Origin of the sequence: Exiguobacterium sp. s50 (assembly GCF_018618175.1) — a bacterium.
Taxonomy (GTDB): domain Bacteria; phylum Bacillota; class Bacilli; order Exiguobacteriales; family Exiguobacteriaceae; genus Exiguobacterium; species Exiguobacterium chiriqhucha.
The window spans coordinates 14,695-40,368 of record NZ_JACSLP010000001.1; the positions used below are offsets into that span (position 1 = coordinate 14,695).

Annotated in this window: 29 protein-coding genes, 1 tRNA gene and 2 riboswitches; of the genes, 13 read left to right on the forward strand and 17 right to left on the reverse strand. The window is 50.5% G+C overall.

What is annotated here, in order from left to right; genetic code table 11:
• Nucleotides 1-13 precede the first annotated feature (13 nt).
• Both KNP68_RS00090 and KNP68_RS00095 read left to right on the forward strand, forming a co-directional pair.
• Entirely contained in the window at nucleotides 14-1,021 is a 1,008-nt protein-coding gene (locus KNP68_RS00090) for an ABC transporter permease (protein WP_131471188.1), read from the forward strand.
• A complete protein-coding gene (locus tag KNP68_RS00095; RefSeq protein ID WP_035385665.1) occupies nucleotides 1,018-1,665 on the forward strand; it encodes an ABC transporter ATP-binding protein in 648 nt (215 codons plus the stop codon). The genes KNP68_RS00090 and KNP68_RS00095 overlap by 4 nt, the downstream gene beginning before the upstream one ends.
• Before the next feature lie 54 nt (nucleotides 1,666-1,719).
• Here the strand turns inward: KNP68_RS00095 and KNP68_RS00100 are convergent, their stop codons facing one another.
• Entirely contained in the window at nucleotides 1,720-2,148 is a 429-nt protein-coding gene (locus KNP68_RS00100) for a hypothetical protein (RefSeq protein WP_029595405.1), read from the reverse strand.
• Nucleotides 2,149-2,331: 183 nt separating this feature from the next.
• On the opposite strand from KNP68_RS00100, the gene KNP68_RS00105 reads away from it, so the two are divergent.
• Complete coding sequence (locus tag KNP68_RS00105; RefSeq protein ID WP_131471189.1) at nucleotides 2,332-3,231, forward strand: alpha/beta hydrolase; 900 nt, start codon at nucleotides 2,332-2,334, stop codon at nucleotides 3,229-3,231.
• On the opposite strand, the gene KNP68_RS00110 is transcribed toward KNP68_RS00105, so the two are convergent.
• Nucleotides 3,188-3,886: a CPBP family intramembrane glutamic endopeptidase gene (locus tag KNP68_RS00110; RefSeq protein WP_131471190.1), complete on the reverse strand. Its 699-nt coding sequence runs from the start codon at nucleotides 3,884-3,886 to the stop codon at nucleotides 3,188-3,190. The genes KNP68_RS00105 and KNP68_RS00110 overlap by 44 nt on opposite strands.
• Before the next feature lie 78 nt (nucleotides 3,887-3,964).
• Here KNP68_RS00110 and KNP68_RS00115 point away from each other — a divergent pair, with 78 nt between their 5' ends.
• Entirely contained in the window at nucleotides 3,965-4,657 is a 693-nt protein-coding gene (locus tag KNP68_RS00115) for a lytic transglycosylase domain-containing protein (RefSeq protein WP_029595403.1), read from the forward strand.
• A gap of 34 nt (nucleotides 4,658-4,691) precedes the next feature.
• On the forward strand, nucleotides 4,692-5,279 hold the full coding sequence (locus KNP68_RS00120) for a DUF1643 domain-containing protein (protein WP_029595402.1): 588 nt from the start codon (nucleotides 4,692-4,694) through the stop codon (nucleotides 5,277-5,279).
• Nucleotides 5,280-5,294: 15 nt separating this feature from the next.
• Here KNP68_RS00120 and KNP68_RS00125 read toward each other — a convergent pair whose 3' ends face one another.
• The 9 genes from KNP68_RS00125 to KNP68_RS00165 all read right to left on the reverse strand — a co-directional run bounded on the left by KNP68_RS00125 (nucleotide 5,295) and on the right by KNP68_RS00165 (nucleotide 13,920).
• Entirely contained in the window at nucleotides 5,295-6,029 is a 735-nt protein-coding gene (locus KNP68_RS00125; protein WP_214798354.1) for an energy-coupling factor transporter transmembrane component T family protein, read from the reverse strand.
• Entirely contained in the window at nucleotides 6,029-7,357 is a 1,329-nt protein-coding gene (locus tag KNP68_RS00130) for an ABC transporter ATP-binding protein (protein ID WP_214798357.1), read from the reverse strand. Before KNP68_RS00130 ends, KNP68_RS00125 begins: the two co-directional genes overlap by 1 nt.
• Nucleotides 7,350-7,925 carry an ECF transporter S component gene (locus KNP68_RS00135; RefSeq protein WP_131471192.1) on the reverse strand — a complete coding sequence of 192 codons (576 nt, stop codon included), beginning with the start codon at nucleotides 7,923-7,925 and terminating at the stop codon, nucleotides 7,350-7,352. The genes KNP68_RS00130 and KNP68_RS00135 overlap by 8 nt, the downstream gene beginning before the upstream one ends.
• Nucleotides 7,918-8,511 carry a YkoF family thiamine/hydroxymethylpyrimidine-binding protein gene (locus tag KNP68_RS00140; RefSeq protein ID WP_131471193.1) on the reverse strand — a complete coding sequence of 198 codons (594 nt, stop codon included), beginning with the start codon at nucleotides 8,509-8,511 and terminating at the stop codon, nucleotides 7,918-7,920. Before KNP68_RS00140 ends, KNP68_RS00135 begins: the two co-directional genes overlap by 8 nt.
• Before the next feature lie 81 nt (nucleotides 8,512-8,592).
• Nucleotides 8,593-8,693: riboswitch (TPP riboswitch) on the reverse strand.
• Nucleotides 8,694-8,754: 61 nt separating this feature from the next.
• On the reverse strand, nucleotides 8,755-9,948 hold the full coding sequence (locus tag KNP68_RS00145; protein ID WP_029595397.1) for a GTP-binding protein: 1,194 nt from the start codon (nucleotides 9,946-9,948) through the stop codon (nucleotides 8,755-8,757).
• Nucleotides 9,949-10,050: 102 nt separating this feature from the next.
• Complete coding sequence (locus KNP68_RS00150; protein ID WP_029595396.1) at nucleotides 10,051-10,314, reverse strand: hypothetical protein; 264 nt, start codon at nucleotides 10,312-10,314, stop codon at nucleotides 10,051-10,053.
• Nucleotides 10,315-10,326: 12 nt separating this feature from the next.
• Nucleotides 10,327-11,208: an SMP-30/gluconolactonase/LRE family protein gene (locus KNP68_RS00155; protein ID WP_214798359.1), complete on the reverse strand. Its 882-nt coding sequence runs from the start codon at nucleotides 11,206-11,208 to the stop codon at nucleotides 10,327-10,329.
• A 177-nt stretch (nucleotides 11,209-11,385) separates the two neighbouring features.
• Entirely contained in the window at nucleotides 11,386-12,447 is a 1,062-nt protein-coding gene (rlmN, locus tag KNP68_RS00160) for a dual-specificity RNA methyltransferase RlmN (RefSeq protein ID WP_021067532.1), read from the reverse strand.
• 69 nt (nucleotides 12,448-12,516) lie between these two features.
• Entirely contained in the window at nucleotides 12,517-13,920 is a 1,404-nt protein-coding gene (locus KNP68_RS00165) for an amidase family protein (protein ID WP_214798362.1), read from the reverse strand.
• A 111-nt stretch (nucleotides 13,921-14,031) separates the two neighbouring features.
• Here KNP68_RS00165 and KNP68_RS00170 point away from each other — a divergent pair, with 111 nt between their 5' ends.
• The 4 genes from KNP68_RS00170 to KNP68_RS00185 all read left to right on the forward strand — a co-directional run bounded on the left by KNP68_RS00170 (nucleotide 14,032) and on the right by KNP68_RS00185 (nucleotide 17,504).
• Nucleotides 14,032-14,193, forward strand: a complete 162-nt coding sequence (locus KNP68_RS00170) for a hypothetical protein (RefSeq protein WP_029595393.1) — start codon at nucleotides 14,032-14,034, stop codon at nucleotides 14,191-14,193.
• 44 nt (nucleotides 14,194-14,237) lie between these two features.
• Nucleotides 14,238-14,339, forward strand: a riboswitch (SAM riboswitch).
• A 64-nt stretch (nucleotides 14,340-14,403) separates the two neighbouring features.
• Nucleotides 14,404-14,928 (forward strand): peptide-methionine (S)-S-oxide reductase MsrA, encoded by a 525-nt coding sequence (msrA, locus tag KNP68_RS00175; RefSeq protein ID WP_214798366.1) that lies wholly within the window; start codon nucleotides 14,404-14,406, stop codon nucleotides 14,926-14,928.
• Between the two features lie 205 nt (nucleotides 14,929-15,133).
• Nucleotides 15,134-16,528, forward strand: a complete 1,395-nt coding sequence (locus KNP68_RS00180) for an AAA family ATPase (RefSeq protein WP_214798369.1) — start codon at nucleotides 15,134-15,136, stop codon at nucleotides 16,526-16,528.
• The gene (locus KNP68_RS00185; RefSeq protein WP_214798372.1) at nucleotides 16,518-17,504 is read left to right on the forward strand and encodes a DUF4435 domain-containing protein; all 987 of its coding nucleotides are present in this window, start codon (nucleotides 16,518-16,520) and stop codon (nucleotides 17,502-17,504) included. The genes KNP68_RS00180 and KNP68_RS00185 overlap by 11 nt, the downstream gene beginning before the upstream one ends.
• 765 nt (nucleotides 17,505-18,269) lie before the next feature.
• Here KNP68_RS00185 and KNP68_RS00190 read toward each other — a convergent pair.
• Entirely contained in the window at nucleotides 18,270-19,133 is an 864-nt protein-coding gene (locus tag KNP68_RS00190; RefSeq protein WP_214714842.1) for a GRP family sugar transporter, read from the reverse strand.
• Nucleotides 19,134-19,267: 134 nt separating this feature from the next.
• Between KNP68_RS00190 and KNP68_RS00195 the strand changes: the two genes are divergently transcribed.
• From KNP68_RS00195 to KNP68_RS00205, 3 genes are all read left to right on the forward strand, one after another.
• Nucleotides 19,268-19,340 (forward strand) — tRNA-Ala (locus KNP68_RS00195).
• Between the two features lie 113 nt (nucleotides 19,341-19,453).
• On the forward strand, nucleotides 19,454-19,786 hold the full coding sequence (locus tag KNP68_RS00200) for a four-helix bundle copper-binding protein (protein ID WP_021067537.1): 333 nt from the start codon (nucleotides 19,454-19,456) through the stop codon (nucleotides 19,784-19,786).
• 65 nt (nucleotides 19,787-19,851) lie between these two features.
• Nucleotides 19,852-20,418: a 3'-5' exonuclease gene (locus KNP68_RS00205; RefSeq protein WP_029595390.1), complete on the forward strand. Its 567-nt coding sequence runs from the start codon at nucleotides 19,852-19,854 to the stop codon at nucleotides 20,416-20,418.
• 43 nt (nucleotides 20,419-20,461) lie between these two features.
• On the opposite strand, the gene KNP68_RS00210 is transcribed toward KNP68_RS00205, so the two are convergent.
• From KNP68_RS00210 to KNP68_RS00230, 5 genes are all read right to left on the reverse strand, one after another.
• On the reverse strand, nucleotides 20,462-21,523 hold the full coding sequence (locus KNP68_RS00210; RefSeq protein ID WP_029595389.1) for a bifunctional glycosyltransferase family 2/GtrA family protein: 1,062 nt from the start codon (nucleotides 21,521-21,523) through the stop codon (nucleotides 20,462-20,464).
• A gap of 102 nt (nucleotides 21,524-21,625) precedes the next feature.
• Complete coding sequence (locus KNP68_RS00215; RefSeq protein WP_214756588.1) at nucleotides 21,626-22,627, reverse strand: sodium:calcium antiporter; 1,002 nt, start codon at nucleotides 22,625-22,627, stop codon at nucleotides 21,626-21,628.
• Between the two features lie 207 nt (nucleotides 22,628-22,834).
• The gene (locus KNP68_RS00220; RefSeq protein ID WP_353048270.1) at nucleotides 22,835-23,689 is read right to left on the reverse strand and encodes an HD domain-containing protein; all 855 of its coding nucleotides are present in this window, start codon (nucleotides 23,687-23,689) and stop codon (nucleotides 22,835-22,837) included.
• 112 nt (nucleotides 23,690-23,801) lie between these two features.
• Complete coding sequence (locus tag KNP68_RS00225) at nucleotides 23,802-24,506, reverse strand: SDR family NAD(P)-dependent oxidoreductase (protein WP_198922697.1); 705 nt, start codon at nucleotides 24,504-24,506, stop codon at nucleotides 23,802-23,804.
• A gap of 49 nt (nucleotides 24,507-24,555) precedes the next feature.
• On the reverse strand, nucleotides 24,556-25,104 hold the full coding sequence (locus tag KNP68_RS00230; RefSeq protein WP_029595385.1) for a glycerol-3-phosphate responsive antiterminator: 549 nt from the start codon (nucleotides 25,102-25,104) through the stop codon (nucleotides 24,556-24,558).
• Nucleotides 25,105-25,230: 126 nt separating this feature from the next.
• Here KNP68_RS00230 and KNP68_RS00235 point away from each other — a divergent pair, with 126 nt between their 5' ends.
• Complete coding sequence (locus tag KNP68_RS00235; RefSeq protein WP_029595384.1) at nucleotides 25,231-25,650, forward strand: GNAT family N-acetyltransferase; 420 nt, start codon at nucleotides 25,231-25,233, stop codon at nucleotides 25,648-25,650.
• The last annotated feature ends 24 nt before the right edge of the window (nucleotides 25,651-25,674 follow it).

Consider the following 25,674-nt stretch of genomic DNA (forward strand, 5'->3'; position numbering starts at 1 on the left):
GGAGGCTTTTTTTATGAACTTAGGATTAAAAGAGATGTGGCGGCAAAAACGAAAATTTTCGCTCATTTTCGTAATCACGCTACTTATCGTCTTGTTGTCGACATTGATCACCGGACTCGCGGACGGTCTGGCTTATGATAACGGGGCCACCTTGCGTGAACTCGATGTCGAGTCGTTTCAACTGGCCGATGATGCCGACGGGCAATTGACCCGCTCATTCATCGAACTGCCGACACCCGATGCGCTCACCCCGCTCGGCGTCAAATCGATGACGCTCGTCCATGGGACGAAAAAACAGGATGCCACATTATTCACACTGCCGAAAGATTCCACAATCGGGCCCGAGCTTGACCTCGCTGTCGGGGACGTGCTCGTCGACCCAAGTTTTCTCGGTGACGTCGAAATCGGAGACACGGTTCGCGATTTTGCGTCCGGGTATGCATTCACCATCGTCGGGACGACGGACGGTCGCTATAGCCACGCCCCGGTCATCTGGGCAACACAGGATACGTGGGAAGCGTTCCAGACGGCTAGCGGTCAGCCCGCCTACGTCTCGGCCTGGCTCGGGAAGGCTGACACCTCACTCGCTACGATGACGAAACAAGACGTCGTTAAGGCCGTCCCTGGGTATACGGCAGAACAAGGCACATTCACGATGATGCGCGGCTTCTTGCTGTTCATCGGCGCATTCATCTTGACCGCTTTCTTTTATATGTTGACACTCCAAAAGCTCCCGGAGCTCGGGATTTTGAAAGCAATCGGGATTCGTCCCCGTGTGATCGGCACGGCTCTCGTCATCCAGGTCATGGCCACGGTGCTCACGGCGAGCCTGCTAGCCACGGTGCTGACAGGGTTCACCGGCACGTTCGTCCCAGACGCCATCCCGTTCCGGTTCGACTTGGGCAACGTGCTCGCATATGGTGCGGTCATGGCCGCCCTCTCACTCATCGGGACATTGTTGCCGCTTTGGAAATTGCGCCGGCTTGACGCCGCCGACGCGCTAGGAGGAATTGGACAATGAAATTGACGAATATTTGCCATACGTATGACGGACAACCCATTTTGCGTGGCATCGATTTACAGGTCGAGCCCGGGGAATGTATCGGCATCATCGGACCGAGCGGTAGCGGGAAGAGCACGCTGCTCCAAATTCTTGGTTTATTGAAACGACCTGACGTTGGGCTCATCGAGCTCGAGGGACGGGAGTTGCTCGCTGCGAGTGAAGAAGAACGACGCTTGCTTCGCTTGAATGAAATCGGCTTCGTATTTCAGCAAGCCCACCTCGTTCCATATTTGACGGTTCGAGAACAACTCGAGCTCGTCCAGGCCGAAAGCGAATCTAAACAAGACCCGCTCCACCTGCTCGACGTCCTCGGTCTGAGTCATCGCCTCAATCAACTGCCGAAGCACTTGTCGGGCGGCGAACGGCAGCGCGTCGCCGTTGCCCGAGCCCTCATCAATCGGCCTCGACTCTTGTTGGCCGATGAACCGACGGCGAGCCTCGATTTCGAGAACGGGCGCCGGGTCATGGAGTTGCTCGTCGCTGAGGCGCGTAATCACGGACGTCGAGTCCTTGTCATCACTCACGATGAACGCATGCTAGACGTCTGCGACCGGGTCCTATTGCTTCAGGACGGTCAGCTTCAACCCTCGCCCCGACATTAAAAAAAGGGAAGACCGCGTCCATCGCGGCCTTCCCTTTTTGTTGTTCAAGGTTTGTCACATGGCGTGCACGCGAGCCGGCAGCTCGACCCACTCGCCCGATAGATGGCCCAAATGATGCGTCAGCCAAGCGTTGAAACCGATGACGAGCGTCAATCGACCCGCTTCATCGATGCCCGCCGAGACGACACGAATCAATCTCTCCTCGATATGTTGCGAGACGAGAGTGATGCGGGCGAGTGCGAGTACGGACCGGACGATTTCATCGGCCGACACGTCAATGGAAACGGCGATGTCCGGGACCGATAATTCGATTGCCTGCCCTGGCCGACATAAGTAGCGGTCAATTAACACGTCCAAGACGATTCCATGTTGCCGTTCCCCGCTCGTCGGAGCGCGATAAAACGTCACTCCCTCAGTCGTCGTATAATCCGTCTGTCCCATCAAACATGCCTGTAAAAATTGATACATCGCCTGTCGCTCCATCGGTTCATATCCTCCCACTTGGTGACTATTCGCTACCATCATATGTGGCAACTCTATTCGGCACAATGTGTCTTATCTAACATAAGCCTTGGCGTTCCGTCATTGAAAACACACCATGACCCATATGGCGCGTGAATTGGGAACGCGTTTTCGGGTACAATAATGGGGAAAGGAGCGGTTCATATGCAGAAGAGATGGAAGGTTGGACTCGCAACATTATTCACTGGCTATTATGCCATCAGCTACTATGCGTTCAAACGCATGACACGAGGGAAACGCAAGACGCCCGAGATGCTGTTGGCCCCCTACACGAAGGAAGATCAATCCTTTTATCACGACGTGCCGTTTGAGCACGTCTCGCTCCGCTCGCAAGACGGATATCGCCTCTATGGGCGTGTCTACCGAAACGAAGGCTCATCGAAGTGGATCGTCTTCGTGCACGGCTATACGGCGTCCCACAGCTTCATGGCCCCGCATTTGGCGATGTTCCATCGCCTCGGCTACAATCTGCTCGCCGTCGATTTGCGGTCCCACGGCGAATCCGAGGGCGTGTACGCCTCGTACGGCTATCATGAGAAACATGACATCGTGGATTGGGTCGACTGGTTGCGGGTTAATGAGTCCGTCTCCGAGGTCGGGCTACATGGCGTGTCGATGGGCGCCGCCTCGATTTTACAGGCCGGTCCATTGACAGATGTCGATTTTTTGATTGCCGAGTGCCCGTTCGATGACATGAGACAACTCATGCGCCATCAGTTGAACGTCTTACACCGACTGCCTGGTGATTTGTTGTTGCCGGGAATCAATTACTTCCTTTGGACGCGAGCCGGATTCCGGATGCACCAAGTCCGACCGAAACGAGCGCTCGCGGCAATCGATGTGCCGGTCTTGTTCATCCATGGGACAGAGGACGATTACGTCCCGACCTGGATGTCCGTCGAGATGAATGCGCTCAACCGCAAAAATGAGATCGCCCTCATCCACGGCGCGGAACATACGAACTGTATTTTGAAAGACCAGCCCGCGTATGAGGCGGCCGTCAGTCAGTTTCTGAATCGACGACGTGAATCGGTCCAGCAATAAGATCGAGCAAGGCATGAACGACCATCACCGGCCAGAGGATACCCATCGCCACATATAAATAACCGAGCCCCCACCCGACGAGACTGGTCGCGAGGATGCCTCGGACACCTTGATAAGCGTGGGCCAACCCGAATAACGCTCCGCCGATCAAGGCGAGCATCGGGGGCGAGACGTCCATCCACAATGTGACCGTGTAGAGCAGAACGCCACGGAAGATGAACTCTTCGGTCACTCCAGCCGTCCAAGACACGGCGCCCCACGCTCTCGCCTCCTGAATCGTCTGAGGCAACAGTAGCCGTTCAATCTCGAGCTCATAATATGGCCGTAACCGGCGCCGCAAACCCGGAGACGTTTTCACGAGCAGATAGAACGCGATCAATGCGGAGATGAGGACGCTCGTCAAAAAGAAGAACTGCCAGGCGCGCAAATCCCCCTCGGCCGGGGCGAAGCCGAGCCCGACCGCTTCAGGCGGGACCTGGAACAAAAAGACGAGGGCGAGCAACAGCAAACAGAGCCCCCACGCCGATTTGATGGTCTGATCGTACACGCGGCTTCGTCCGAGCGTTTCAATCATCGGTTTCATCAACCGGGCGTTGAACAATTGGACAATCAATAAATACACGAGAATGATGGTAAAGACGGCCTGTTCGAGCATGGATATCCACTCCTGTCCTTCCTGTTAGCTATATGCTACACTATTCGGGTATTGTCTAGAAAGCTAGGAGGCGGAATCTTGAAACGATTGATTTTGCGACTGACCGGTCTCTTGCTTGTGATCGTGCTGTGCCTCGGCGCAATCGGCTGGTTTGGTCAACATGATAAAGTGAACAACGCCCTTTACCGGGCCTATTACGGGGATCATGGCATCCCCGCCGTCCATCGTGACGTTTATGAGGATGCGGCGGCGACCTATGACGTCGATTGGCGACTCCTCGCCGCGGTACATCGCGTCGAGACGATTTTCTCCCATAGCTCATCGATGCGTTCATCGGTCGGGGCGATCGGTCCGTTCCAATTCATGCCGCGGACGTGGCTCGGTTGGCAGTACGACACCGACGACCAAAAAGGAGATGTCCCCGAGGATGAAGTCGATTTGACAGACCTCGCCCTCATCGAACAGTATGGCGGTCTCGGACGGGACGGCAACAACGACGGTCAGGCCGACCCGCACAGTCTCGTAGATTCGGCCCATACGGCCGCATATTATTTGAGTGAGCACGGTGGGACGACGGCAGACTCGACGGATTCGATTCGGAACGCCATCTTCGAGTACAACCGAAGTGAGCAGTATGTCAACGATGTGATGTCGTTTTATGAGTCATATCAAACTGACGTGTCTTATTTACCAGATGACAAGGCGTCGGCGACGCAACAAGTCGCCCGCTATACGATTCGCTATTTGGAATGGTTCGCCGGCTGGGTCTGACCTGGCACTATTTGAGCAAAAGTGAGGAAACATTATGAACACCCATATCGAGGAAGTGACGATTCGCGTCAAGTCGGTCTTCAATGAGGACAAGACGAAACGATATATGCGAACGTACGAATTCACAGATGTCGTCGACGGCGTCATCTGTGCCGTCATCATCTACTCACCCCGGATGAGCGATGCCTTCTTGTCTGGCACGACCACACAGCGGGCGTATATGCTCATGCGTAACCATCTCGATCAACCGATCCGTGAGATGCGCGTCATCAGTCTCGTCCCGACACTCGCCATCAATGACAATCTGCCTTACGTCGAGTCACAGCTTGACGAGGTCAACTTTCATTACGTGGAGGAAACGCTCGACGAGGTCGAGGCGACCGGCGGGATGGTGATCGTCGGCTGGGGCTCTCCAGGCCGCTTGATGCACCATGCGACTCCGTATAAGACGCTGTTCGCCGACCACGAGGCTCATATGTTCTGTATCGGTACGACGTCCAAAGGCGAGCCGCAACAGATTCGTATGGCCAACGAGAACACTGTGCTCGAGGCGTTCAATAACGAATCGGTCAAACCGAAGTTTAGAATCGTGAAAGAAACGAAACAAGACGACTCCGAGTGAGTCGTCTTGTTTCGTTTATATGCCAATCCACACGCTCACTCCGAACAATACAATCAAGAGCGACGCCAACAGAAAGTCGTACCGAGTGATGGCGACGACTTCATACGTCGCTCGTGGTTCGCCCGTGAACCCGCGTGCCTCCATCGAGAACGCGATGCGTTCCGCTTGTCGGATCGATCCGGCCAGAAGCGGGATGATTAAATTCGGAACGTGCCGAATGTGATCGAGTCGCGTCTCTAAACGAACGCCTCGCAAAGCATGCGTTTCATACAGCTGCATCAGTTCATGCTTCAAAATCGGAAAGAAACGAAAGCCGACGAAGACACTGTAAGCGATTTTAGGTGACAACTTCCCTTGTTGCATCAAGCTGTAGACGAACCGTTTGGGATCCGTCGTCAGTGTGAACAGGAGCGACAACGCCGTGAATGCTAATACCCGTAAGGAGAGCGTCGCTGCTAGTATCACATTCTCGACGGTGACGTCGTTGCCGAACAGCGTGAACATGACCTCCCCGCTCGTCTCTTTTCCAAAGACGAGCGTCGTCCACAATGTCCCGAGCGCGGTGAATAAAAACGGAACCATGAATAGCCCCCACCGCTTCCAGTTCACGTTAGAAAAAAGAATTTGAAGTATAAGCGTTCCGATGAATACCGCAAGCGGCGTCCATGGATTGTACACAAAGGCGAGACCGAACATGAGCAACGTGACGGTCATAAATTTAATCGTCGGGTTCATCTCATGAAACGTCATCACGATTCCTCCAGCAATAAACCGTGAGCTTGTAGTAGCTCTGTCTCATTCCAGAGCGATGCATCATATGGCCCACTCAAGTAACCTTCATGCATCAAGTAATAGGTGTTCGCGATTCGGGCGAAACTAAGGTCGTGTGTCACAAACAGAACCGTCTGGCCGGCGCGGATTCGTTCAACCATCAATTCATAAAGCGCACGAAGCGATACCTCATCTTGTCCAGCAGTTGGTTCATCGAACGCGATGAGCCGTTTATTCGAGAGCATCATCACGCCGATGGCGAGCCTTCGTTTTTGACCGTGACTAAGCGAGAGTGGATGGTCGTTACGAAACGGTCCAAGCCCGAGCCGGTTCATGATGTCCCCAATCGGACGATCATGGCCATATGCGAGTTCACGTGTCACATCACTCGTGATAAATAGATGAGCCGGAGATTGTGGGACGAGTCCGACTTCTTGATGTTCGCGGGCAAGGCTCTTGAGCCAAGTCGATTTGCCACTGCCGTTTCGACCAAGTACGGCAATGAGATCACCCTCGGCGACGGTCAGCTCGCTCGTTGCTAGGTTGAATGTTTTTCGTTTCAATTGCGGTACGTGAAATAAAATAGTATTTCCTTGTATCACTTCAACCGGAGAGAACGTATAATCCGGGCGGGCAACGAACGGTCCGTCATAGTTGATGCGTCCGTTCACGAGTTCCACTTCTCTGTCGAAGAATCCGCCCCATAGGAAGGGTCGATGCTCGATGACGACAACGTTTACCGTCTGTGCGACGTTGTCGAGCCACTGAACGAAACGGGTTGAGGTTTCGGGATCAAGGTGCGCGAGCGGCTCATCGAGTAGTAGCCATTCCGGCTTCCCGATCAAAGCACAGGCGACAGCGATTTGTTGCTTTTCACCACCTGACAGGTCATGAATGACTCGGTCACGATAATCGGTCAACTGCAATTCCGCTAAAATCTTGGCCACACGCGCCATCATCTCGTCCCTCGCCACGGCAAAATTTTCGAGTGTGAAAATCAATTCCTCCTCGACCGTTTGCATGACGAACTGACTGTCAGGATCTTGAAACACCGTTCCAACACGACGATTCACCTCACCAGCTGCATACGTGTCGTAAGAGCGGTCAAACAAATATAGTTTTCCCGTCACGATGCCATCGCAGTTCTCTGGATACAGACGATTCAACAAAGAGAACAACGTCGATTTTCCCGACCCGCTCGCCCCCGTGATGAGTGTCCTCCCAGCAGTTAATTGAAGCGTGATGTCCGTCAATACTTCGCTCTGTTTTTCCGGATAGCGGAATGACAGCTGTTCTGCCTCAACCATGCACACGTCCCTGACGCGCGATGGCATACCCTTCGAGCGCACCCGTCCGAAGCAACAAGTCGCTTAAAATCTTACCTCCCAGACCGGCAATGAGCATCCCGCTCGTCGCTCGTAACGCGAACATCGTCGCCACGTATGTCGGACTGAGGGCAGCGAGTCCACCCATGACGTACGTATACGCGAAACTAGTCGCAGCTGCACCAAATCCGGCCAGCATGAGCACCCAAAGGTCATATCGCTTGTAGCTCGTGACCGCAAACGCTGCTTCAGCACCAAGTCCTTGAATGATCCCGACTAAAATAATACGAGGTCCAATCGCGTTACCAATCATCATCTCAATCGTCGCCGCAAGCACTTCGGACAAGAATGCGGCGCCAGGTCGGCGGATGATATAAGCCGCAATAATCGAGACGATGAACCAAATCCCAAAAATCCATTCGTACGCGATCGGTCCAATCAAGCCAGCCCATAGATTCCCGACATGGACGAACGCCAAATAGACGACAGCGAACACGACCGATAAAATGGCCAACAAGACGATTTCTTTTAACTTCCACGACTTAAGCATGCTGTTGTCCCTCGTGTGACGGGCTGTTCACGCTGAACGTCACCGTCATGACGACGTGGCTCGTCTTCGCACGGACCCGGTCGAACGTCGCCTCGTAAAATGAAAACACCGGTTCGATGTCGCCGTGAATGCCCGAGGCGTAATGCATCGAGTCATTGAAGACGCCACGCTCTTTCGCAAAGGCAATTTCTTCGTAGATGATGTCCATATACTTCGCGTCCCCGAGCGGATAGAGGGCGAACTGGGAAGAGACGTACTGGGTCGATACCGGACCGTTCACAGGATCAGTTGTCACGTCGAGCAGGTTGTCTCCTGCCGTGTCGCCTGGGCAGCCGACCGAGAACGTCCCGCTCATCGACATATGTTCCCCGTTCTTCGACGCATGTGACAAGACGGCTTTGGCCACGTCGAACACATGCTCACTGCGTCCCCGGATGACCGTCGAGACGTCATCGGTATGCCGCCAAACGTTTTGCAAGTTCGTCTCTTTCAATGCCCCTTTGATGACACTCACAAAATCAGATGTCATTGGGCTCAGCGTAAAGCGGAATCCGACGATCGGACTCGTACCACATTGGTTGTTCATGTTCTATTCCCCCTTATTGTATGTACACAAAAAAGCCGCATCCATGAGAATGCGGCCACTCGTCCAATGTAATAATCCATTAGAAAAAGTGCCACACTTCCTCACGCCGGTATTACCCGGATCGAGTCATAAGGGATTGGAGCCATGCTCACATCTCAGCCGAAGCACCCCTAGTGTAGTCCAATGTATGCGGTTATCTATGCAACGAGAAGTATAGACGACCGCTCCGAATTTGTAAACGGTTTATGTGAAAGTCACGATACCGTTCCCCGGAAGCGTGTCCTGCAACGTCGTCCAATCGAGCGCCATCTCCTCATCCGTCAACAGACACGCGTCGAGTCCGGCCTCGATGACCGCACGCTCCATCCGCTGCCCGATCAAGACGAGCTCCGTCTGACGGTCCCCGTACGGCTCGACGTAGTCGGCGGCGAGCTCAGGTTCTGCCGTGAACATGAGACTCCGCTCTTCCTCCGGCAGCGTCGCGAGCCAACGTCCCGCGTGTTCGAGCGTCGATGCGTACCCCGCTTGCGAGAACAGGCAGGCGATGTCGTTCCGGGAGGCGATCCATAAGAAACCTTTGGCGCGGACGACTTGATCCGGGAACGCCTCGATCCAGGCGTGGAGCCGCTCCGGATGAAACGGACGGCGGCGGCGATAGACGAACGAACTGATGCCGTATTCCTCCGTCTCTGGTGTGTGTGTCTCGGCCTCTAGTTCTTGAATCCAGCCGGCGGCGTGCATCGCCTGCTCGAAATCGAAAAGATTGACGTCCAACAGCTCCGTCAACTCCACGTTCGCGTAAACTGACGTCAACAGTTTGGCGGTTGGATTGAGCGCCTTCAACAGCCCGGCCATCTCACCGAGTTCTGTCTCGGTCACGCGGTCCGCCTTGTTCAAGACGATGATGTCCGCGAACTCGATTTGGTCGACAAGCAGGTCGACGACTTCGCGGACGTCCGTCTCATCGATGGCCTGCTTCCGTTCATGAAGCGACTCGCCCGAGTTGAAATCTTTCAAGAACCGATACGCATCGACGACCGTCACCATCGCATCGATATAGACACGGCTCGTCAAGTCGATGCCAAGGGCGTCATCGGCGTATGTAAACGTTTGAGCGACCGGAATCGGTTCTGAGATGCCAGATGACTCGATGATAATCCCGTCGAGCTCACGGTCGTTCGTGATCTCCTGTACCGCTTCGAGCAGGTCCTCACGGAGCGTGCAACAGATGCAGCCGTTCGATAGCTCGACCAATTTTTCGTCCGTCCGCGAGAAACCGTTCTGCTCGATCAATCGTTCGTCGATGTTCAACTCGCTCATGTCGTTGACGATGACCGCATATTTCTTGCCGGACCGATTGTTCAACAGATGATTCATCAATGTCGTCTTGCCGCTCCCTAAATAACCGGACAGCACCGTGATTGGAATTCGTTTCATGTATCTTCACTCATAAATCGTAATCATTACTCTTTAGATAATGACGGGTCACCTTTGTCTTGTCAAGAAAAAACACGCCCGTTCCCGGACGTGTTCCTTTCCCTATTCTTCCAACGCCTTGCGTTCCGCCTCGGAGCGGGGATACGTGTTCGCTTGCCACTCGGCCCGATAAATCGAATCGAGCTGCGTCAGACCGACCTCATCCTCATCCTTATCGGCATCGACACTCGGGGCCTCATCCCAGCGCGGATTCAAATACGTGTGGTCGTCTTCCTGGTTCGAATCCAATAGTTTTTGAATCCCGACCCGGGCCACTGCCGCGAGTGCCAAACCGATGCCTGCACGAACGAGCAATCGCTTCACCATCTCCTTACCTCCTTATCGTCCAAACCGATAGAGCGGCATCCCTTTCACGTCTGTATCGATTTTAAAGACCGACCCTGCGTCCGGATGAGCTTTGAGCGCCTCCTCATCCATCCCCTCACGAGCCGTCGTGATGGCGAGTTGGTTCAAGTTATCGCCGACAAAACAGCACGACGTGACGTTCGGGGCCGGTACGAGCACCTCGAGCACTTTTTCCCCTGTCTTTGGGTCCCAGCGCGAGACGCGGCCGCCGGCAAAGTGCGCAATCCATAAGAACCCTTCCTCATCGGATGTCATGCCGTCCGGGAATCCTTCCTCGACTGTGAAATCGATGATGGCTTTCCCTTCGCCGAGCGTCCCCGTCTTCAAGTCGAACGCGTACTTACGCACCGTCTCGGTCGGTGTATCAATATGATAGAACGTCGAATGGTCGGGTGACCATGTCAGTCCGTTCGACAATGTCAACTCGCTCAACATGACCTCGGTCGTGCCGTCGCGATTCAGGCGGTATAGCGTCGCTTGTTCCGCCTCGTCTTCAAGATGCAGCGTGCCGGCGAAGATGCGACCGTAAGGATCGGCTTTCCCGTCATTGAATCGAAGCTTTCCTTCAGGATCGTCAAGTTCGACGATTTTATCGAGCTCTTTTGACGTCTCGTCCCACTCATAAATCCCATCTTTCAAGCCAACGACGACGCCGTCCGTCACTTTCGGGACCGCGAACCCGATCTGTTGTCCCATATCGAACGACGACAGCTCATCTTCCTTCTCATCGTACCACCAAAGTGTATGTCCCTCGATATCGACCCAATAGAAGCGTTTCAGTTCCGCATCCCAACACGGGCCTTCCCCAAGCGTATTTCGAACTCGAATCCATAACGCAGCGTTTACTGTCTCCATTGAATTGCCTCCACTCTCTACATTGATTTCAAGTGACTATTCCCTGAGGTGGCCATCTCTATTCAACATTTCCCAAAATAGCAACCGCTCGGAAGAAAAATATTGAACCGGGCCGGCATCCTTCTAGGGAAGAAGACAAAAAAAACTCCTTGAATCATGAGATTCAAGGAGTCCCTGTCATTTTGCGCCTTCGACATTCATATGCTTGCTGCGCAACTGGCCACAGGCCGCATCGATATCAGTCCCGTGCTCGAGACGGACACCGGTATTGATGCCCCGCTTCTTCAAGACGTCATAAAACGCCATGATGTCCTCAGACGTGCTCCGCTCATACTGAATATGCTCGTTGACCGGATTGTACGGAATCAAGTTGACGTATGACTTGTCTTTAATATCGTCAATCAAGTCGGCGAGTTCCTCGGCGTGCTCCGGCAAATCGTTCACTTTCGATAAGAGAATATATTCGAACGTGATGCGTTTGTTCGTCTTCTCGACGTAATAACGGATGGCCGGCATGAGCTTGTCGAGCGGGAACGCCCGGTTGATTTTCATGATTTGCGTCCGCAACGCATCGTTCGGGGCGTGGAGTGACAGCGCCAAATTGATGCGAAGATCGAGGTCCGCGAATTTGTAAATCTTGTCGGCGAGACCGCTCGTCGACACGTTGATTTTACGCGGTGCGATGGCGAGTCCGCGTTCGTCTTTGACGACACGGAGGAAATCGACCAAGTTATCGAAGTTATCGAACGGTTCCCCGATTCCCATGACGACGATATGACTGACGCGGGCACCTTCCCCGACCTCGTCCAAATAATGTTGCACGGTCATGATCTGTTCGACGACTTCGCCGGCCGTCAAATCGCGCGTCTTCTTCAAGAGACCGCTCGCACAGAAGCTACAGCCGATGTTGCAGCCGACTTGCGTCGTCACACAGACCGAACGTCCGTATTTGTGACGCATGAGCACCGTCTCGATATAGTGTCCGTCATGCAGTTTAAGTAAAAATTTGACCGTCCCGTCGCCCGCTTCTTGTTTGACGAACAGGTCTTGCGTCGAGATGACGTATTCGGCGGCGAGCGCCTCACGTACCTCGGCCCGTACCGAGATGTCCTCGATGTGCTTGACTCGGTCGATATAGAGCGAGTCCCAGATTTGTCTAGCGTGGAAGGCGCTGTATCCCCAAGAGACGCACGCTTCCGTCAGCTGATCGAATGTCAGCCCGTATATAGATGGTTTCATTGCTATCTGTCCTTTCTTCAATCCGCATACGTACCATTGTAGCGGACGTGGACGACCGGTGCAACGTTCTTATAACGGTGGGACGGGACGTGTCACGTGACGCTCGAACGCATAGGCGAGACGAATCAAGTCGCGTTCGGCATAGCTCGTCCCGGTGAATGATAGACCGAACGGGGCCCCGCTCGCCTTCAAGCGATACGGGATCGTGAGAGTCGGATGGCCGGCTTTCGCCGCCATGTCATAATTGTGGTCATGCGGCAAGACGAGCGCATGAAGTTCCTGCTCGGCCAACAATCGGTCGATGCCGTCCGTCTTGGCGTGATAGACGTCGTCGAGGCGGCGCATCAAATAGGCGTCCTCAATCAAGCGACCCGATTGTTCGTTCGCTTTCTCGAACGTCTTCTGTCCGTGCGGAATCGTCTCCGGATGACTGTTGTTCCAGTTAATCAAATCCGACAACGTCTCATACGGGAGCTTCGTCGAGGCGAGATACGCCTCGATTCCGAGCTTGAACTCATGATACAGGATATCCCCTTGGTCGAGCCCTGCTTTCGACGGCAGTTCGACGGTGACGACCTCGATGCCGCTCTGTTTCAGCAATGCGATTGCTTCGTCGTAGAGCACCTGCTCTTCTTCCGACAAATCGGTCTTGACGACGCCGACACGCATCCCGACTGCTTGCCGCTCATCGAGACAAGTCCGGTAAGGCGGACCGGCCGGAAGATGCGCCGTCGCTGGGTCAGCGGGATCTTCCCCGACCATCGCCTCAAGGGCGAGCACCGCATCCCGGAGTGTCCGTGCCATCGGGCCGGCCGTGTCTTGCGACCGGGAGATCGGGATGATGCCGCTGCGGCTAATCAACCCGACGGTCGGTTTGATACCAACGATTCCGTTATGGACGCTCGGGTGGATAATCGAGCCGCTCGTCTCGCTGCCGACGGCGAGCAACGTCAAGTTGGCCGCGACCGCTGACGCCGAACCTGAACTCGACCCTCCGACATCGAGCTTGTCCCCATACGGATTGAGCGTCTGGCCACCGACCCCACTCCAGCCGTTTGGCATGCCCTCGGTCAAAAAGTTGGCCCATTCGGACAAGTTCGCTTTCCCGAGGATGATGGCCCCGCTCGCGCGCAAGCTTTGGACGAGATGGGCGTCCCGGCCGGCGAAGTGATGCGCGAGGGCGACGGCCCCGGCCGTCGTCTTCATCAATCCGGCCGTCTCGACATTGTCTTTGATCAGCACCGGGATGCCGAGCAACGGTAATCGCTCACCTCGTTGATAGGCGCGATCCGCCGCCTCGGCCTCGAACAAGGCGTCCGGGTTCACTTGAATGACCGCTCTCAGTTTATCGTTCAACTGGGCGATTCGGGTCAAATAGTAGGCCGTCACGTCACGCGCCGTGAACGTTCCTTCTTTATATCCGCGATGGGCGGTCTCGATATCGAGTTCGAAAAATGTGTTTGGTTCAGTCATATAGATTCCTCCTTTGGTCACTCGATGGTATTCGCTATCGCCACATGATTTCCTGTTTTCGTTCGCCAACGAATATGTAACTTGGTACACTGAAAGAAAAGGGAGGTTACTATGAACCGTTCGTACGTACTCGTCTTATTGTCCGTCTTTGCCTTGTTCTTCTTACAGTTATATGCCGGGGACGCCCCGTATACGCTACCGCTCTCCATCGTCCTCGTCATCTTGATTCTCGGCGCCACCTTGGTCCAACTTCGACGCAAGCCAAACCGTTGACGCCGCTTCAAATCTGATGGTATGATGCTCTCACCAACTACATATCGATATCTCGAGTGAACGAGAGACCTGGCTCTATGACTTCACAGCAACCTGCTTCGGCAAGGTGCTACTTCCAGCAAGGCAGTTTGCCTTGGCCGATATGACAGAGCGCTCATGTCGATGACATGGGCGCTTTTTTTTGGAAATGAACATGAGGGGGACTTATTAATGGAAAAAGCAACATTCGCAGGCGGCTGTTTTTGGTGCATGGTGACGCCGTTCGAGGAACAACCTGGCATCGAGTCAATCGTATCCGGTTATACGGGAGGTCACGTCAATGACCCGACGTATGAACAAGTGAAGACAGGGACGACCGGGCATTATGAGGTCGTCGAGATCACATTCGACCCGACGCTGTTCGCTTATGAACGACTGCTCGAACTGTATTGGATTCAGACCGACCCGACCGATGACGGCGGCCAGTTCCAAGACCGCGGCAGCCAATATGCGCCGGCCATCTTCTATCATACGGAAGAACAACGCGTGAAAGCAGAGCAGAGTCGCGACGCGCTCGCGGCGAGCGGACGCTTCAAACAGCCGATCGTCACGAAAATCTTGCCTGCCGACACGTTCTATCCGGCCGAGGAATACCATCAAGACTTCCATAAGAAGAATCCGAAACATTATAAGGAAGATCGGGCTATTTCAGGACGTGATGAGTTTATTGATGTAGCGTGGGCGGAAAAAGTTTAAGTCATGTAATTGAAGATGAAAAGACGCGGCCATCATGATACGGTCGCGCTTTTTATCAGTTACATAATTCACCATTTTAGTACTGGTGAGAATTTAAGTAGATTTAGCTATCTTGTGAAATTCTTATATTAATTATAAAAATTAAGATCAGAATAGATATAATGTTATAATTAAGTCATAAAAATACATTATATTGGAGGACTTTATGAGACTACAATTAAAAGAATTTTATGGTAATAGTCATCCCGAATTTCCCTTAGACGAAAATTTAACCATTTATATTGGTAATAACGGATCAGGTAAAACAACGTTACTAAACGTAATACATAACATATTAAGTTGTGATTTTAATCCCTTATTTGATAAAAAGTTCGAAGAAATCGTGATTGAATTTGATAAAGAAGACTATACTCCAAAAGTTAGAGGGTTAGTATGGATAAAAAAAATAAGAGTAACTAAAACTAATAATGTATTAAATATAGAGTATACAACTGTAAATGGAATTAATTATTTGTTTGAAGGTAAGAAAACTATCTATCCTTTTGTAGAGATTAATTATGAAGTGAAAGGTGAGGACTTAATAGCAAATCTACCGCATTACTACCCATATGGAGAATCTCTTCTAGAGTTAATAAGTTATTATGAAGAGCTACAAGTTTTAACTAAACAGATTAGATACTTAAAAAATAGTATTCTTTATTTTCCTACTTACAGAAGAATAGATAGTGACTTATTAAGTTTGTTAGAGCAAAACAATACTAGTAAAGTAGATATGGATTTCGAGAAGGTAGCAAAGTTGTTCGAATCTTTACCAGAAAATAACAAACTCGTTGGAATTAATGATAACGATATAGATCAATTATTCCAAAAGTACACTTTTGAGTTACAAAAAAGAAGTTCTTTGGGACTAAATACTGTTCTAAAAAAATTGATAAGCACTTTAATAGAGAATACGTTTCAAAGTAAGGATTCCACATCAATTCGTATAAGAAACAAAAAAGTTCATAGTGACACCGACTCAGCAGAAAAATTAATTGATTTGGCAAATCAACTAAAACTTAGAAATGTTGACTACAACTCAATCAAAGATTATTTTAGTTTAAAAGAATCTAACCTCAAAAACGAGATAGAGGATAAAATTGCATTTGAGGAAAGACTAGATGACCACGATAAAATCATTAGAGAACTAATAAGTTTATATAGTTCACATTTGTTAAAAATGGAGACACTTTTAAAGCCTTTCGACTTTCTTCAAGATAATTTTACTAAATTCTTTAAAAATCGACTGAATTTACATATAGATGAAAAGTCATTTATTATTACACAATCAAAATCCTTTAAAGATTTATCAACCGGAGAAAAACAATTAGTAACAATTTTAAGTTATTCTTCTTTATTAAAATCTATAGTTTACCGTCCACTTATAATAATTGATGAGCCTGAGTTGTCACTACATTTAAAATGGCAATTAGAGCTCATACCTACGCTGTTAGAATTACCAAATAAACCCAAACTACTTATTGCTACACATTCTCCATACATTGCAAATCATAAGTTTAAGAATAATATTTGGGCTATAGGTGAAACAGATGATATTTAAAAAAGTCGAACATGGAATAATTGAAGACGTTGACGCTATCTTAAATGAAACGCTTTTTGATGCAAAAAGAAGGGAAGATAATTTTTTAGTAGTTGAAGGAAAAGATGACATTACAGTTCTTGAGAATTATTTCTCACTTCATAATAGTAATCTATATATCAGAGTAATAAGCGCAAATTCCGAAGTAGATGACGAAAATGATGTGGCTGGCAAAAGGAATGCCTTGACTAAATATAGCCAGTTAAAAGAAGAGAATCGTAAAGCAATATGTTTACTCGATAGAGATTGGGATTTCTTAATTGACAACCGGGAAGAGGACCAACACGTATACTATTATGATTTTTTTGAATTAGAGAATTATCTATTTGAAGATTCAGTTTTTAAGAAATACCTCACCCATGTCTTTGAAGTCTACGAAGATTTTGAGATCGGAGAGGTATTTAGAGAAGTTCTTGAATATGAAAAGGCTGCTATCTCTCTTTATAAAGCTAAGTTAATTAAAGAACATCACACTAAAACTAATTCGCTCACAGATGTTGAATGGGAATTATTCAAGAGTTTAGGAAAACTTAATCATGATGCAATAATGAATCGTAATTATGGGAATTTAAAAAATCTTCATCCATTTGATAAGATTAATGCATTCATTACAGATAAGTTAAATGAAATTGACTGGGATTATGAAAAATTAGATTTGAAATTATGTGAACATAATATTTATTTAGATTATTTTGATTCCCAAGAAGCGTTGTATGCTTTTAAATACTTTGTCAAAGGTAAAGACGGTCCACGTAACATGGGATATATTCTTTCCAAATTGTCTCAAAAAAACTCCAAATGTAGATTCATAAGTTCCTCTAACCAGGCGTCTCTTAGAACTCTTTTTCTTGAATGGATTCCACACTATTCTCTAAACTTCCGTCAATTAGTTGTTTCTATTTTAAATGCATTTGAAGAAATGAAAGAAGCGAGTTAAAACTCAATCAAAGATGGCCAGATATTGTTCCTGAGTCATCTTATTTGGGTTCTCTCGACTGAATTTGAATTTGTAATAACTAATAACCATTTCTCATATTTTCTCGATAAAATGCGCGTTATCGAAACGTTATCTGCTACGTAACACATTCTAGTCTGAGGCTACAAACAATTTAGTGATAATTTGAATGTTTATGCGCTAGCGTTGATTTAAATGAAATATCATCTCAAATCGATTCAATCTGGGGCATAGTACCCGCAAAACTCCACTCGCATCTTTACACATTTAGCGAACAAGGTACTTCAGTTGTGAGAATATTGATGAATCAATTATTTTTTAACGATTATCATTCATACGTTTAGCCAACCCTAACCTAAATACTCGTCCGATGTTACTAGATATTAGATAAACGTCTCGTCTGTTTTAAGGTTTGACCTAAAAAAATTGACCACTCGTTCCGCGATGTTCTTTTAAGTTTTCAAGAAAATCATTTAGGAAATTAGAATCTCTATACATTAAAGAGTTAAAATTATTATTTTCAAGTAAACGATTAATATCGACATTTGAATAAAATTCTTTTAAAAAGATTTCTGTAATGTTTTCTCTTACTAAGAAATAAGTTGCTTCAAGCACCTTTCTCCATGTTTAGAGCAGATTACCTCCTATTCTTCATTTTTCAAATCATTATTGATAAAAGTCCGTGTTCCTGTTCAACTAAAAAACCAAGTCGCATCAAGCGACCTGGTCCATCTTTAACAAATTCACTCAGCTTTTCGCAATCCCAAGCATGAATCCGGCCACGACGATGAGCCCGATTCCCATAAAGACGAAGACACGTTCTTTCGTCGTCTTCTCTTCTTTCAATAGATAAATCCCGCCGAGCGTCGCCACGACGACGTTCAATTGGGACAAGGCGAATGACGTCGCGATGCCGACTTCACCGCTTGACACGAACAGCCCGAAGTTCCCGATCCCCCAAGCGAGACCGGCCAAAATGTTTTTGAACGTCTTCGGATCGAACTTCTTCACATCTTTCTCACGCAGGCTGAACAAGAGCGCCGCGACGAACATCCCGACCGACTGCGGCAAGATGGCCGTGATGCCGTCGACCTCGAAATAGTTCGTCAAGACGGCATACGTCACATAACCGATACTCGACACGAGCAGGACGAGCAAACCTTTCTTCAAGGCGCTGCTGCTATCGCCATCTTTTTGTTGTTGGTATGACGTCAGTGCCGCCCCGATGATAATCAACACGAGCGCAGAAAAGCCGAGCCACAACTCGGTCGTCGTCTTCCAATCGCCGAGCACGATGACCCCGAACAACGACGTCCCGACGAGTTGCATCCCGGTGCTGATCGGCATCGCTTTCGATACACTTAAAATTTGGAACGACTGGAACTGTAAATATTGCCCGAGTGCCCAGAACACACCAGATATGAAGCCGGTCACGATTGCGAGCGTCGTGAACTCCGGATTGAAGACGAGTGCGATGATGACCGCCATCACCATCGCCCCAATCGTCGTCCCGATTAACTGTTGAATCGGCTTGCCGCCGACTTTCGAGACGATGAGTGGGATACTCCCCCACATCAAGGCAGGTAAGAGTGCGAGTAAAATCATTTCCATAGATAACACCTGCTTTCGTAGAATAACATTACCCATAATTTTCCCACGTTTACGCCCGATTAAACTTTGTTCAAAAAAATTTAAAAATACCCATTGCCAAATGTTTTACTAGGATGATATAATAATTTTCGAACGGGGCATTAGCTCAGCTGGGAGAGCGCCACGCTGGCAGCGTGGAGGTCAGCGGTTCGAGCCCGCTATGCTCCATTATGGAAGTCACCACTCATTTGAGGGGTGACTTTTTTGCGTCTCCGCCCGGTTTAAGTCACCTGGTAGCGGGTAATGATTGTAAGACATCATTATTCTAAGGGGGACTTACTATGGATCGTGCCTCTGTCGAAGAGACCATTTTAGCCGTCATCGACTGTATGCGGGCAAGCAATCACTGTTTCTCAAAATGTTTACAAGAAGAGGATTTATTGATGGTCGCCGAGTGTATCCGGCTGACGAAAGAATGTTCGGAAGTGTGTGCGCTCGCCTTGAACGCGCTCGAGACCGATTCGGCTTTCACCAAACCGATTGCTGCACTCTGCGCCCAGGTGTGCGACACGTGCGCCGTCGAATGTGGCCGCCATTTGCATGACCATTGCCAACGTTGTTCCGAAGCGTGTCTCCGCTGTGCCGAGGCGTGTCGCAACCTCGTGGCCGCATAATCGCTTTTTAGTCTAACGATATGTTAGACTTTTTTTATACTTGTTTTATGAGAAAGGGACCGATTATGTCACATTCAATTCTTGCCATCGACGTCGAGACGGCCAACCGCGATAGTCGCAGCATCTGCTCTGTCGGCTGGAGCCTACTCGTCGACGGTGAAATCATCGAGACGAACCAACTACTCGTCAATCCAGAAGAAGACTTTGACGCAGGCAATATCCGCGTCCACGGCATCCGGCCGAGCGACGTCTGGGACGCCCCAGCCTTACCCGAGGTGCTTGAACAGCTCTATCCGACGCTGCGGGATGTCGACCTCGTCATGGCGCACAACGCCTCATTCGATATGGGCGCTTTCAAGAAAGCGATCGCCAAATATGATTTATATACGTTTCCGACGATCGAGTACGGCTGTACCGTCAAGCTGTCGCGAAAACTGTATCCTCGACTGCCGAATCACAAGCTGAACACGATGGCGGAATATTTGAACGTCCCGTTCATCCATCACGATGCGGCTGAAGATGCCCGCGTCTGCGCGTTGCTTATGCGCGATATGATGCAGAAGACCGGGATTCATGACCCGCGTGAACTGCACCGCTATACATCGGTCAAGCTCGGGAAGCTCGCCTATTGACCCATAAGCATGCCAGACAGGCCAAGACAATCGTCTTGGCCTGTCACCGTTTAAAGATCCATCTTTTTTGGACGTAATAACTGACCACGAACAAAAGGCTGTCGACGAGCACTTTAATCCACACTTCCCCGTCCCGAAACAACAGGAACAATACATAGACGAGACCGGCCGACAACGCCATCTGCACGCCGACGAGACCGAAGTATTTCGGCATCGCCCGTCTCGCTTTCGAGTCGAATACGACTTTTCGATTCACCACGTAATTGAATAAGGACGAGATGATGCGGGCCAATACCGTCGCAATCAAGACATGGGTCGTCTCAAACCACGGATTCAATAAAAAAATGAACAAGGCATAGGCGCCGATATCTAATAAAAATGAGGCGACCGAGGATAACGAATAGGCTAAAAACATGCGATAAATCAGAATCGAGTCGATGACCGGGCGAAAATGGGACGAAGCGTTCTCGGCCACATACACGGTTTGAATCGGAATCTGTTGAATCGGGACTTGCCAACGTTTCGTGAACGTCAACATGTTCATCTCGAACTCATAGCGGTTCCCGGGCACGTCGAGCAACTGTTCCGCATAGCGCAACGGAACGGCCCGCAGACCGGTCTGGGTGTCTTTCAGTCGAAGCCCGCTGCCGACGAGCATGACACCACGTGTCATCTGGTTCCCGAATCGGCTTCGGAACGGAATGTGTGCGCCCGAGAAATCACGACAGCCCATGACCAGATGGTGCGGCCGTTGAACCCCTGCTTCATACAAGCTTTTTACATCCTCCGGCAGATGTTGTCCGTCCGCATCGACGGTGATGACACCATGCGTACCGGGGAATCGTTCGACGACGTGACGAATCCCCGTCTTCAACGCCGCACCCTTGCCTTGATTCCGTTCATGGACGAGAACAGTCGTCACCCACTTCCCGACCTCATCGAAGACAGTTTGGGATGTCTTGACACTCCCATCGTTCACGACGATGACATGGACAAATCCCGTCTCTTTCAGCTCGCGGACAAGTGTGAGAAGCGCTTGATCCGGATTATAGGCTGGGATTAAAACGACATACTCATCTAAACGTTCTACGGAATGCATTTGCATCGCCACCCCTCCTTCCCTCCTTCTATACCCAAGACGATGAAAAGTGATTCCTCGGTCCGCGGCAAATAAAAAACACGGTGCCTCGGAGGACACCGTGCCAGATTAACCGATGAAGATGAAGTAAGACGAAGCGAAGTAGACGAGTACGACGAGCACTGACGGCAAGACATAGCGGAACTTCGACGTCACGTCTTTACGAAGGAGCGTATACATGACCAACACCGACAAAATCGTGATGCCGATCGCCGTCACTAAGTGAGACGCAGCCACGTCGGCCAGAATCGAACCGTCTTGGTAAAACGCGTCCGACATGGCGATGATGAGCATGTTGAAGATGTTACTTCCCAAAATCGAACCGAACGCCAAGTTGACGTTACGAAGTTTCAAGGCGACAAATACCGATACAGCCTCCGGGAGCGAGGTCGTCGCGGCAATCAAGAAGCTACCGACGAAGCTCGAACCGAGACCCGTGACGACGGCGATCTGATCGCCCAATACCGATAGTGCTGTCCCCGCCCCCATGATGACGAGTGCGGCGATGATGAAGCCGATGACCGCACGTTTGACCGTGATCGAACTCGTCGCACTCGCGCCGATTTCTTGTACGGCCTCATGTGCAGCTTCCCGCTCGACGGCAGGTTGTTGCGGGCGCTTGCCGATATAGTAAATCCCGATCCCGTACAATACCGCGATCAACAAGGCGTCAATTCCGATGCCGAGAATCGTGAAATCGATGCGCACGATCAGGGCAATCATCGTGACGAGCGTCAACATGAGACCTAGACCAGCTGTATAGAGATGATCTCGACTCGCCTCATTGAACATGCGCTTCTGACGATAGAAGAGGTCGAACATCGCCAAGATGAAGATGTTGAACAAGTTCGACCCGAGCATGTTACCGATGGCGATATCCGGGTTGTCAATCAAGACAGCCGAGACACTCGTCGTCACTTCCGGCAACGATGTCGCACCCGCCAGCAGCACTGTCCCGACGAGCATCCCGCTCATCGTCGACTTCTCACTGATGACGTCAGCGTAAGTCGAGAGTTTCATGGCGGCATACACGGTGATGGCAGCGGCCAAGATGAAATAAATAAATACCATTTGAATAAATCTCCCCTTTTCGTGAATTCAAAAAGACATTTTTATGGACGCCGAAAAAGCATCCATAAAAAGGTCTTGCGGACTTGGTAAGAAGCTCGATGGACCGAGTGCATTGCACCGTAATGACGACCCATCGACCACAGGTGTGGTCGCTACTCCCCCTCTTATGTTCACGACGAATATATCACGTTACATCTCATTTGACAATCATTTGACCTTTAAATGTGAAATGACGTCATCGACTGGCATCGCCGTCCGGTAAGACAGTTCTTCAATCGCTTGAAGCATCGGGAGCGGTAACGGTTCCCAGAGTCCTCCTTCTTTCAATTGAGCGGACAGGCCGTCAAGCTCCGGTTGATTGACGTCCGTGCCGTGTCGATAGCCTTCGCGCATCGTCTCATTCAACTCATAGGCGGTCTGACAGAGCGTCGACGTCTCTTGGAGCCAGTCCTCTTCATGGAATCCTCGCTGAATGACGTCAAACAGTTTTCCGAGTTTGTCGAACCGCTCGTCGGCGACGCCATAAAACAATAGGTTCAGCTCTGTCTCGAACGATTCGATGAGCGTCGTCGTCTGACTGAACGGTTTGAACGCTTGGAGCAATTCGTGATAATACCACGACTGGTCGCGGAGCGGACGTCTGAAGCGATCCCATACTTGTTTACCGGCAGACTCAACGTCGAGTCGAATCGAACGAAGATTATGTATCTTGTCCGCCGCCAAGAGCGCCACTTCATCGTACTGCATCGTCTGCACGTGCTGAATCGTCATCCGTTTCCGTTCTTCCCATGAAAGGTGCTTCCCGGGTTCGGACACCGCTTCAACGAGTCGTCTCACTTCACTTCCGAACCGTTCTTCGATCTCTTCGGGGGTCGTCAACGTGTCTTCAAGCAAATCATGGAGCAAGCCGGCGGCCACGACCGGGACCGGTTGCCGGTCTTCGACGAGCAACATGGACACGGCGACGGGATGGGTTAAGTAGGGAATATTCGTTCCTTTTCGAAACTGTCCGTCGTGCCGGACGGCCGCGAATCGGAGCGCCTCTTCAATCAACTGGTGCACGGCGATTCCTCCTTCGATGGGTTCATAGAGCGTCCCCATCCTTTACCCATGCCTAGTCCCATCTACTCATTTCGCGTGTTAAAACATAGGGTAATGGTCCCGTTTTTTTCGTTTACGGCTCATAAATCATCTTCTTCGTCATCCCGCCGTCGACGACGAGGTTTTGCCCGTTGACGAAATCGTTCTGTTCATCAATCAAATAAGCGACTGCGCGGACGATATCGTCCGGTTTGCCGACCCGGCCCGACGGATGTTGCGCATGATCGATGTCACGGAGCGACTCGTCCGAGGTGTGAATCCAGCCGGGACTGATCGCATTCACCGTAATCGGACGCTCCGCGAGCGAGACCGCCATCGATTGGGTCAATGACACGATGCCACCTTTTGACGCGCCATACGCTTCCCAATCGGCTTCGTTTTGAAGCGAGCGCGTCGAGGCCAGATTGATGATGCGCCCGTATCCGGCTCCCTCGTTCAACGTCAAGAACGCTTTGGCACAAGCGAACGTTCCGACCAGGTTGACATCAATCACTTGTTTGAACGTCTCGACGTCAAGTTCGGTCATCGGTTTGACGAGTGATGAGACGCCACCATTGTTGATGAGTACATGGGCAACACCGACTTGGCGCTGAATGTCGGCGAACACGCGAGCGATCGCCTCATGGTCACCCAAATCCATCTCATGGAATGTCACGCCATCCAACTGTGGGTCGTCCCCTTTATCGAGTCCGATGACGTGATACGTGTCGCGGAAATGACGTGCCAATTCATAGCCGATGCCTTGGCTGACGCCAGTGATAATCATAATCTGTTTCATATACATCCCTCCTGGAGACTCACATACCCGGATTCGATAGAAACGAGTCCTACCCGTTCGTCCAGAGTCGTTGGTCAGACGTCGTCACGACCGTCGCACCAGCTTCGAGGGCGGCCTCGACTTCTTCAGTCGACGAAATCAATCCACCGGCGAAGACTGGGATTCCCGTCTCCGCTTTCACGGCCCTAATATATTTCGGGACGAGGCCCGGCAACACTTCAATATAGTCCGGTTGCGTCCGTTTAATAAGGCGATAGCTCCGCTCAAGCGAGCTCGAATCGATTAAAAACAGGCGTTGGACCGTTTTGACTTGTTTTTGCTTCGCTTTTAAAATGACGCTGCCTTTCGTCGAGATGATACCGTACGGACGATACGTCTGACAAATATACTCGGTCGCATATTCATCTGCCTTCAAGCCTTGAATCAAGTCAAGATGAACGAAGACGTGTTTGTCGTGGGCCTCCAATAATCGAAACACGGCATCGAGCCGGGCGACGTGCACTTCGAGCAACACACCGACACGGAACGGTCCCGTCACAAACTTCTCGAGGTCCCGCATATCGCGTAAGGCGGGTAAAATGGTTTGACCTTCTATCATATGGACACGTCCCTTTCTGTCAATCATGTCTTCATTATCTGAATAACATGAAGTGGAAATCAAGGTTTACCGATTCAATATAGCGGGAAAATAATTTTAACTTATGCACAGAGAGGAAGTAGCGATATGGTCAATGAAGTGGAAGTACGAATCGAGACACCGACACCGGAGGAACATCAGCGCCTTCGCGTCATCGCCGGGATGCCGAAACGTTCCGACTCGGGGACGGTGAAAGGACTGGCCAATACGTTATATGGCGTCTGTCTATATAAAGATGATCACATGGTCGGGATGGGCCGCGTCGTCGGCGACGGCGGAATGGTGTTCCACCTTGTCGATATCGTCGTCGACCCGGATTGTCAAGGGCTCGGGCTCGGAAAATTGATCGTGGAGCAGTTAATGGACTGGATTTTACAGGAAGCCGACGAGACGGCCATCATCAGCCTGATTGCGGATATCCCGGCCGACGGACTGTACCGTCAATTCGGCTTTGACTATTCGCGCCCGGAATCGGTCGGGATGGAATACCAATGGAATCGAGAATGATTCGTCGACGGGTACGCGTTCCCT